The sequence below is a fragment of the Soehngenia sp. genome (assembly GCF_055108775.1).
The window spans coordinates 1-8472 of sequence record NZ_JBSQIL010000075.1 but is presented as its reverse complement, the minus strand read 5'-3'; the positions used below and the strand labels follow the sequence as shown (position 1 = coordinate 8472).

10 protein-coding genes and 1 pseudogene are annotated in these 8472 nt (G+C 26.9%); 3 read left to right on the top strand and 8 right to left on the bottom strand.

The genetic code is table 11. The annotated features are described in order from the left end of the window. From ACTB1H_RS08335 to ACTB1H_RS08320, 4 genes and pseudogenes are all read right to left on the bottom strand, one after another. A pseudogene (locus ACTB1H_RS08335) lies at window positions 1-494 on the bottom strand (oligoendopeptidase F); the annotation flags it as partial. Window positions 495-505: 11 nt separating this feature from the next. Continuing rightward, window positions 506-1912: a peptidoglycan D,D-transpeptidase FtsI family protein gene (locus ACTB1H_RS08330; protein ID WP_463262387.1), complete on the bottom strand. Its 1407-nt coding sequence runs from the start codon at window positions 1910-1912 to the stop codon at window positions 506-508. Continuing rightward, a complete protein-coding gene (locus ACTB1H_RS08325) occupies window positions 1905-3146 on the bottom strand; it encodes an FtsW/RodA/SpoVE family cell cycle protein (protein ID WP_463262386.1) in 1242 nt (413 codons plus the stop codon). Before ACTB1H_RS08325 ends, ACTB1H_RS08330 begins: the two co-directional genes overlap by 8 nt. Window positions 3147-3155: 9 nt before the next feature. Beyond that, on the bottom strand, window positions 3156-3587 hold the full coding sequence (locus ACTB1H_RS08320) for an FHA domain-containing protein (RefSeq protein ID WP_463262385.1): 432 nt from the start codon (window positions 3585-3587) through the stop codon (window positions 3156-3158). Between the two features lie 188 nt (window positions 3588-3775). Here ACTB1H_RS08320 and ACTB1H_RS08315 point away from each other — a divergent pair, with 188 nt between their 5' ends. Genes ACTB1H_RS08315 through ACTB1H_RS08305 form a run of 3 tightly spaced genes read left to right on the top strand, consistent with a single transcriptional unit; the run spans window position 3776 to window position 5010 of the window. After that, entirely contained in the window at window positions 3776-4171 is a 396-nt protein-coding gene (locus tag ACTB1H_RS08315) for a PspC domain-containing protein (RefSeq protein ID WP_463262384.1), read from the top strand. A gap of 1 nt (window position 4172) precedes the next feature. Further along, a complete protein-coding gene (locus ACTB1H_RS08310; protein WP_463262383.1) occupies window positions 4173-4763 on the top strand; it encodes a regulatory protein RecX in 591 nt (196 codons plus the stop codon). A 4-nt stretch (window positions 4764-4767) separates the two neighbouring features. Beyond that, window positions 4768-5010: a GIY-YIG nuclease family protein gene (locus ACTB1H_RS08305; RefSeq protein WP_463262382.1), complete on the top strand. Its 243-nt coding sequence runs from the start codon at window positions 4768-4770 to the stop codon at window positions 5008-5010. 25 nt (window positions 5011-5035) lie between these two features. On the opposite strand, the gene ACTB1H_RS08300 is transcribed toward ACTB1H_RS08305, so the two are convergent. The 4 genes from ACTB1H_RS08300 to ACTB1H_RS08285 form a co-directional block, all read right to left on the bottom strand. Then, complete coding sequence (locus ACTB1H_RS08300) at window positions 5036-5428, bottom strand: hypothetical protein (RefSeq protein WP_463262381.1); 393 nt, start codon at window positions 5426-5428, stop codon at window positions 5036-5038. A 19-nt stretch (window positions 5429-5447) separates the two neighbouring features. Next, window positions 5448-6959 carry a hypothetical protein gene (locus ACTB1H_RS08295; protein WP_463262380.1) on the bottom strand — a complete coding sequence of 504 codons (1512 nt, stop codon included), beginning with the start codon at window positions 6957-6959 and terminating at the stop codon, window positions 5448-5450. After that, a complete protein-coding gene (locus ACTB1H_RS08290) occupies window positions 6959-8353 on the bottom strand; it encodes a HAMP domain-containing sensor histidine kinase (protein ID WP_463262379.1) in 1395 nt (464 codons plus the stop codon). Before ACTB1H_RS08290 ends, ACTB1H_RS08295 begins: the two co-directional genes overlap by 1 nt. Window positions 8354-8360: 7 nt before the next feature. Then, a partial coding sequence (locus ACTB1H_RS08285; RefSeq protein ID WP_463262388.1) for a winged helix-turn-helix domain-containing protein occupies window positions 8361-8472 on the bottom strand: 112 nt, incomplete at its 5' end.

The following is an 8472-nucleotide window of genomic DNA, read 5'->3' as shown; positions in this document are numbered from 1 at the left end:
AGAGCCTCACTATATTGTGCGATTATCGATTCTTCTTTATCTGACACTATATGTTCTTTCCTTCTTAGTATATCATCTATGAAATGCTCATATATTTTTAATCTAGAGTCTTCTTTAATATATTTTTTTAAATTATTCTCATCTGCGCTTAAAATTTCAGGTATGATAAACGAAAGTATGTCTAGCGACTTTGAATATAATGAAATTGCTTTATCAAATAGTTCTTGTGATTCATTTACTCTTGTATCTTCATCAAACTTCATGCTTGCATAAGAAAAGATTTTTTCTACTATCCTCAGTATCTCATCTCTTAGTACTAATCCTTCTAGAAGATTAGTTGAATTTGATGTTAAATTTCCTTTCATTTTAGAGATAATTTCCCAATCTTTTTCTAATTTTTTTAATTCTTCTTCTAGTTCTTCATTATTGCTGTAAATATCTTCTAGATTCCACATATATTCCTTTGAAATTTCACTTCTCTCTTTAATTTTCAAGTAAATACCTCCTAATTTAACTTTTGTAAAGAAAATTCAATAAGATCTTTAGCTATTGGAGCTGCAGATCTTCCTCCAGTTGCCCCTTCTTCTTCTAATAAAACTACCACTGCTATTTTGGGATTCTCAGCAGGTGCATAACCTACAAACCATGCGTGATCTAATCCTGAAGAATTTTCTGCTGTACCAGTCTTTCCTGCAACTGTTATATCTCTAAGTTTAGCATTTTTGCCTGTCCCAATTCTTACAGCATCAATCATCATATCTTGTATTTTTTTTACATCGTTATAATTACCGACATTATTTAAAATTTCTATGGATCTAGTCTCTATCACATCTCCTTTATAAGATAATATTTTTGACACTAAGTGTGGTTTTACAATGTTTCCATCGTTTGCTATTGCAGAAGTAACCATGAGCATTTCTAAAGGAGTTACTAAAATTCTTCCTTGCCCAATACCCGAAGCTGCCAATTCAGTTTTTGTCATATCATTAGTTGGAAAAGAGGATTGTTTTAAGTCTAAATCAAATTGAATTTTTTTATTAAAGTAAAAATTTTCAGCTGTCTCTAATATTTTATCATGCCCTAATCTTAAGGAAGCTTCAGCAAAATAAGTGTTACAAGATTCAATAAAGGCATCTTCTAAACCAACATTTCCATGGTTTTTCCCATCATAATCATTAATCCTATAACCATCGACAATTATTGACCCAGTGCATATATAATCAGTATCAGTGCTATCATTTTGCAATGATGATAATGCTGTTACGATCTTAAATGTTGATCCTGGAGGATACAATCCTTGAGTAGCTCTATTTAATAGAGGGCTATTTGGGTTTTCTATGATATTTTCCCATTCATTTGCTAAATTATTTACATTAAAGTCTGGCATGCTAACCATAGAGTATATTTCACCTGTTTTTGGATTCATGGTTATTATGCTGCCTTTTTTGCCTAAAAGCAATTCTCTAGATTTTTGTTGTATATCATGATCAATTGTCAAAACTATGTCATTGCCTTGTCTCTCATTACCAATTAAATTCTTAATGTTATTTATATCAATTGTATTTGTGTTGCCAATTAAACTTGAATTATAAGTTTTTTCTAAACCTGCTTTTCCATACTCTCTAAAACTATACCCAATAATATGGCTATATAAATAGTCATATTTATATACTCTCTCTATGTTATCATTTTCTCCAATTATAGAATATGCTAAAACATTGTTATTTCTATCATAGAAACTACCTCTGATAATTTTTTGTTCATCTGCCCACAAACGCTTATTATACGGATTTTGTTTAATGTTCTCTGCTTGAAATATCTGAAAATATGTTAAATAAAAAATCAAAATTATATTTAGAAATGCCATTATTGAAACAACTTTTAATATTCTCTTTCTTTCTATATCACTCATTTTGAGAACCTCCATTTAAATCCTTTTCAGAAGCCCCTTGTAAAAACCCTAAAGCAATAAAGCTAGTCACTATGGAAGTCCCACCATAAGAAATAAAAGGCAATGTTAACCCTGTTAATGGTATTAATTTAATTACTCCACCAATTATTATAAATGTTTGAACTCCAAATAAGAGACTAATTCCAATAGAAATAATTCTATAAAACATTTCCTCCTGTTTTAGAGCAATCTTAAATCCCCTATAAACAAAAATTAAATATAACATTATTATCCCGATTCCTGTTAATATACCCATCTCTTCTATAATTGCAGAAAATATAAAATCATTATAAGATAAAGGAATAAAATTAGGTCGTCCCCTGCCTATACCTGTTCCGAAAAAACCACCTTCTGCAATTGCAAACAATGATTGAGTTATTTGGTAACCAATAGTATCGATATATTCCCATGGATTTAGCCAAGTAATAAATCTTATTCTCACATGATCAAATATAAAATATCCTGCAAACCCTCCAAAAGTAAAAAGGACTAAATTATAAATTGTATATTTGAGGTTTTGAGTGTAAATATATTGAATACCAGCGTATATTGCAAAAAACACTATTGATGCTCCTAAATTTCTTTGAATGAATAGAATGGCTATAAAAGAGTAAACAATTCCTAATGTTATTATTTCTTTGTGTTTATCAAATTTTGAATTAGCACTAAAAGCCTTACCAGAATATATACAAGCTAAAATAAATACAAAAATTATTTTTATTAGTTCTGAAGGCTGGAATGATAACCCTCCTATATTTATCCATCTTAATGAACCATTAGTTCTTAATCCGAAAAAAAGTGTCGAAAAAAATAGAATATAACTAATTGCTAAATATAATTCAAAATGTTTATCCCATTTATTGTAGAATTTAAAAAAAATATAAGTTATGAAAAAGCTAATAATACCAATATATAACCATTGTAATTGTCTGATTCCTAAATTTGGGTCAATCCTGTATATCATAATAATCCCAATTGACATCAACATACATACAATTAAAAATATATAATTGTCCCCTTTAGATAATTTCAATAAAATAACATTTGAAACATAAACCAACGCTATTAACCCTAAGGACAAATATATGGTATTGATTTCAATATTAGGCCAATTATATAAAAATATTAACGATAAAGAAATTATTTCAAAAATAAATAATAAATTCCTTGCAGTTTTAAAATTTATAAGTTTCATATTCATCTCCTAGTTCATATCCATGAACATAAATTCTAATTCACCTACTTTTATTATGTCTCCTTTTTTTAATTTTCTTGCATCATAAATTCTCTCTCCATTTATATATGTTCCATTTGAGCTATTTAAATCTTCAATATAAAATTCTTTCTCATCTTTAACTATTTTAAAATGATGTTTAGAAACATATGGACTCTTAATAACTATATCATTGTCATTGCTTCGACCCAAAGTTATTTCATCTGCAATTGAATAACTATCTTTAAGTTTATATTGAAGATCATCCAATCTATTTAATAATTTTAAATAAGCACCGTTTAAATTTTTTTCAATTGATAATTGATTTATATCAAGATAAATCATTCTAATAATCAAAAAAATAAACATATAAATAATAAATACAAATATGTACTTTGCAAGAATTGATAATATATTAAACATTTACATCACCTTTAATAATGTTACCATATTTTAATAATAAATGGAATTATCAAACTTTGTATTTATATATAGTTATTTATCTGTTAACATAGATATAAAGTAAAATTAATAATATAAAATTTCAAAATAAAGATTTAATGGTTTACTCCATAAATTTTTATAAACTTTGATCTAATATGGAGGTTTAAATGAAAAAGTTAACTCGTTCAAAAAATGATAGAGTAATACTTGGTGTATGTGGTGGTTTAGCTAAGTTTTTAAATGTTGACTCAAAAATCATCAGAATAGCTGCAATAATATTATCTATAATTTCATTTGGTCAAGTTTTGCTTTTTTACTTAATAGCTGCTATCATAATCCCTGAAGAAAATTCAACAAATAGCTCTAAAAATTATTTTAAAAGTAATCCTTCTGATTTAAGCAAATATTTAGGATTTACATTAGTAATAATTGGTATATTTTCCATATTAAAATTGTTCAATTTTCGATTATGGAATATATACTTAAAATTAATTAATCTTTGGCCTGTAGCCATAATTATTATAGGTATCTATTTAATACTAAAAAAGGAAGATAATAGATAAAATGAAGAAAATAAAATCAATTAAAAATTACAATACCAAAAAAATAATATCCTTTGATAATGATGAAGAAATAGTTGTTAATTATAGTGACGAAATTGTAGAAGAAATAAATCAGGATATAATAGACCTTGATAAGAAAAAATCCTATAATCTGTCTCTTAGATATCTATCTTATCAAGATAGAACTATATCTGAAATGAGAAAGTATTTAAAACTTAAGAATTTCGATGAAAATACAATTGAGGCAACAGTCAATAAATTAATCGAAGAAAATCTATTAAATGATTATGAATACTCTAAAAAATTTATATCTTATAAATCCATTAATAATAATTGGGGAGAGTATAAAATATATAATGAGCTAAAAAATAAGGGTGTAGATGAAAATATAATAAAATATTCTATTAAAGAATATTTTGAGTGTGATTTTGAAAAACTGTGTAATTTAATAAGTAAAAAGTACTTTGATGAATATGAAAAAGATAAGATTAAGGCAATTAACAAATCCCTTTCTTATCTTCAAAGACGTGGGCATAGTTACAGTTTTTCGAAAAAAATCGTAGACTCAGCTTTCTCTAAAAAGGAGATATGATTATATGTATTTTGTTTATATAGGTCAATGCGCAGACGGATCATTATATACAGGCTTTACAACTGATTTAGAAAAAAGATTTAAAACCCATAACTCAGGAAAAGGTGCAAAATATACTCGAAGTAGGATACCTATAATTTTAGTATACTTTGAAACATATGAAGATAAATCTTTAGCACTGAAGAGAGAAAAACAAATAAAATCTCTTACTCATAAAGGTAAGGTTAATTTAATAAACAAGCCATAAGTCTATTAAACTTATGGCTTGTTTATTATTCTAAATCATTCTGGTTATCTTTCTTTTTCTTTTTAGAAACTTTCTTTTTCTTTTTTTTCGGTTTTTTTATGACTGAAAGCAATAATGCAAAAATTATTCCACATAATCCCGAAACAATAAGGACAATCGTAGTTTCCATCTTGTGTAAATTTTCAACATATAATAAGTTCCCTATATTGAATATTAGCATAAAGACTCCAACTACTAATGCTAATAATCCAGGTAAATAATTCAAATAATTATTTTTTCTATAAATATAATTAATGGCCAATACTAAAATTAAAATTATCAATAAAGATATAAATAAAATATATGCATTCCCCAAATATTCTTTTAGCCCAGAAAAGGTATTAATTATTTGTGATAAAAACATACTTGATTGTGTCATATTTTATCCCTTTCTATTTTTATTTTTCAAATTCTAATTCATATGCACCTTGTTCAGTTAAAATTTTTTGCCATATATTTGGATATCTACCAGTTGCCCATTCAGACATAATAATTGTAGATCCTTCCGGTAATGGTATCGATGCAACAGGAATTTTACTAACATCATCCCCTTCGATTAAATAAATCACTAGATTATTTGAAGTATTTACTACAATAAAATCCTTGTTTGGAGATGAAAAAGCATCAACAACATTTGGTAAATTCAGTTTTAATACTTCAAATGGGATAGCTAATTCATCATAGCTGACCATTTCTTTTGGTGGTAGTGCTTTAATGCTAAAATCGCTAAAATATTCTATTTCTTTTTCTTTAAAATTAACTCTTCCTTTTAAAGTCCAGTATCCATTTCTTCTAACTAATCCAAAGTTTTCTTCATTTACAGTGATTGCTTTTTCAAAATTTACAGAATTTCTTGCCCCTTCATTGAATAAATTAGTTCCATTTTCTCCTATTAAATCAGAAAGTCTTATTGGTTTTTCATCTTCTAAATTATCAATAGCATATACTTGAAGTGTTTTTCTATCATCTCTTTCTATGTCAATGTTCTCTATTGATATATAGTCATTTCCAACGAATAAGATGTTTTTCAAAATTGAAGGTTTTCTTTTTTGAAAATTTGAAGATGCAACATGCATTTCTTCATCATTTAGGCTTTTGGTAGTATATAATATATTAGATGATTCATTGGTTGATATTGGTTTTGCTATTATTTTATCATATATACTATCATTAGCATATACTCTATTTTGTTCAATTTCCCAAAATCCATTTTTCCTAGGTACTAGTAACTTATCTACCTTAAATAGACCTTCTAATTCTTTGTTCTGCATATTAATCCAAATTGTTTCATAATCCCAATCTATAATTTTTTTGTCTTCATCAAATTTTTGAATTTTTATTCCCAATAAAACTCCTGAGCTTAACTCTTCAGATTTCATGCTCTGTAGTGGCATATTTATAGCTCTTTCGATCTCTATATATCTTTCAATTTCTTCTAATTTTATATCTTTATCAACAAGAGTCAATTTGTAAAACGCATTGTCTAAATAATATATCATGTTTTCATCATCTAATTTAATAAATTCTGCAAAATAATTTTCATCACTACGAATTGTTATTATCTTTGCCTCTTGGTTAGTTAAACCTAAATTCTCCGATGATAATTTATATCTATAGAAAAAATACTCTTGCAAATCTACATTTTTTATCGCAAATTTTGGATTGGTAGTATAGTCATCATTTATTAGAATGGCATCTTTGTTAAAAAAAAGCTCTTTTCCAATATATTCATCATTAGATTCAATAGTATTCTCATATTTATAGAGAACTTCAGATATTATCCATCTGCCAGATATAGGAGGTTTTTGATTTTGTGGAGCTATTATAAACTCACTATTCTCCATATCTATTGTGCTACATCCAGACACAATGAAAGATAGAGCAAAAATTATTATAGCTATTTTTTTCATCAAACAACCTCCTCTTTCAGAAAACCTAATAAAACAGTTGTCCCTTTAGTTTCTTCAGAATAAATTTCAAATAATCCATTGTGAAGTTTCATTATTTCGTCACATATTGATAACCCAATGCCACTATGCGAGTTAGAATTATTTCCTCTATAAAACTTTTCTTTTATATGAGGTAGATCTTCATTAGATATTCCTGGTCCATCATCACTTATTTTTATAAAAGCATAGTCTTCTTCTTGATACAAAACAAAATCAACATTACCATTTTCAGCAAATTTAAACGCATTATCCAATATATTTATTAACACTTGTTTTATTCTATTTAAATCTCCAATAATGAAAATCTTTTCATCAGGAATGAATATATTAAAATTTATCTTGTTATTGATAGCTCTTGGCATCAATTGATTTGCAACTGACTTGCAGAGTTGATTCAAATCTAAAGATTCTTTTACTAATGATATCCTTCCAGATGTAAATCTTGAAAAGTCTAATAATTCATCAACCATATTTGCCAATCTGTCACTTTCTGTTTCAATTATATCTAACCCATCTTTTAAAATTGCTTCATCGATATTGTCATAGGATTTCAAAGTAATTGCCCATCCCTTTATTGAAGTAAGTGGGGTTTTTAGCTCATGGGAAACAGAAGAAATAAAATCATCTTTTATCTTTTCCCTTCTTGTCACCTCTTCTGCCATATAATTCAATGTAGATGATAACTTGTCAATCTCTTTATCTTTGTATTCTTTACTACGAACTTTGAACTGAGCATCAGTCATCTTTTCAGCAATAGTTGTTAATTCTAGAATAGGTTTAACTATTGATTTTGCTAATAAATTACTAATTATTCCGGAAATTATAATTACTACAGTTCCTATTAATATAAGTACTTTAGAAATCTGTTTAATATCTTCATTCACTATTTCTAGACTTGTAGTAAACTTCATAACACCAACTGGGCTATTGTGTCTTAAAAGAGGCATAGAAACAGACATAACAGGTTCATTAGTATACTCAACATTACCAATATAAGTGTATTTCCCTTGAGTTAATACTTTGGTTACTTCATCAATGTAAATAGCTTCCCCATGATCAAATCCTAAAGAGTCCATCAATACTTTGCCTTCAATATCCAATATTTGAACCTGTGCATTTGTGTGTAACCAAAAAGCATCTACATCATCGATTACGATATCAGATAAATTTGCAGATGAAAAATATTTCTCATAAAAAGTAGTAGATAATTCTAGTTGATTTATCATTATTGTTTCTACATTTTTATAAAAATATTCTTTAACCCCTGTAATAAGAGTAATTTCTATTATTAAAACTGTTAATATAATTATAATCATGAAGTTTTTAATCAATCTACTTTTTATGCTTTTCTTCATCTTCTTCTCATGCCTCTATTCTCCACCTATATCCTACTCCCCATATAGTCTCTATATATTTTGGCTTGCTAGGATCTTCTTCTATTTTAGATCTTAATCTTCTGATATTCACATCTACT

Bases quoted from the DNA above. Each gene is read 5' to 3' on its own strand.
- ACTB1H_RS08330 (WP_463262387.1), bottom strand. From the start codon at position 1,912: ATGAGTGATATAGAAAGAAAGAGAATATTAAAAGTTGTTTCAATAATG.
- ACTB1H_RS08325 (WP_463262386.1), bottom strand. From the start codon at position 3,146: ATGAAACTTATAAATTTTAAAACTGCAAGGAATTTATTATTTATTTTT.
- ACTB1H_RS08320 (WP_463262385.1), bottom strand. From the start codon at position 3,587: ATGTTTAATATATTATCAATTCTTGCAAAGTACATATTTGTATTTATT.
- ACTB1H_RS08315 (WP_463262384.1), top strand. From the start codon at position 3,776: ATGAAAAAGTTAACTCGTTCAAAAAATGATAGAGTAATACTTGGTGTA.
- ACTB1H_RS08310 (WP_463262383.1), top strand. From the start codon at position 4,173: ATGAAGAAAATAAAATCAATTAAAAATTACAATACCAAAAAAATAATA.
- ACTB1H_RS08305 (WP_463262382.1), top strand. From the start codon at position 4,768: ATGTATTTTGTTTATATAGGTCAATGCGCAGACGGATCATTATATACA.
- ACTB1H_RS08300 (WP_463262381.1), bottom strand. From the start codon at position 5,428: ATGACACAATCAAGTATGTTTTTATCACAAATAATTAATACCTTTTCT.
- ACTB1H_RS08295 (WP_463262380.1), bottom strand. From the start codon at position 6,959: ATGAAAAAAATAGCTATAATAATTTTTGCTCTATCTTTCATTGTGTCT.
- ACTB1H_RS08290 (WP_463262379.1), bottom strand. From the start codon at position 8,353: ATGAAGAAAAGCATAAAAAGTAGATTGATTAAAAACTTCATGATTATA.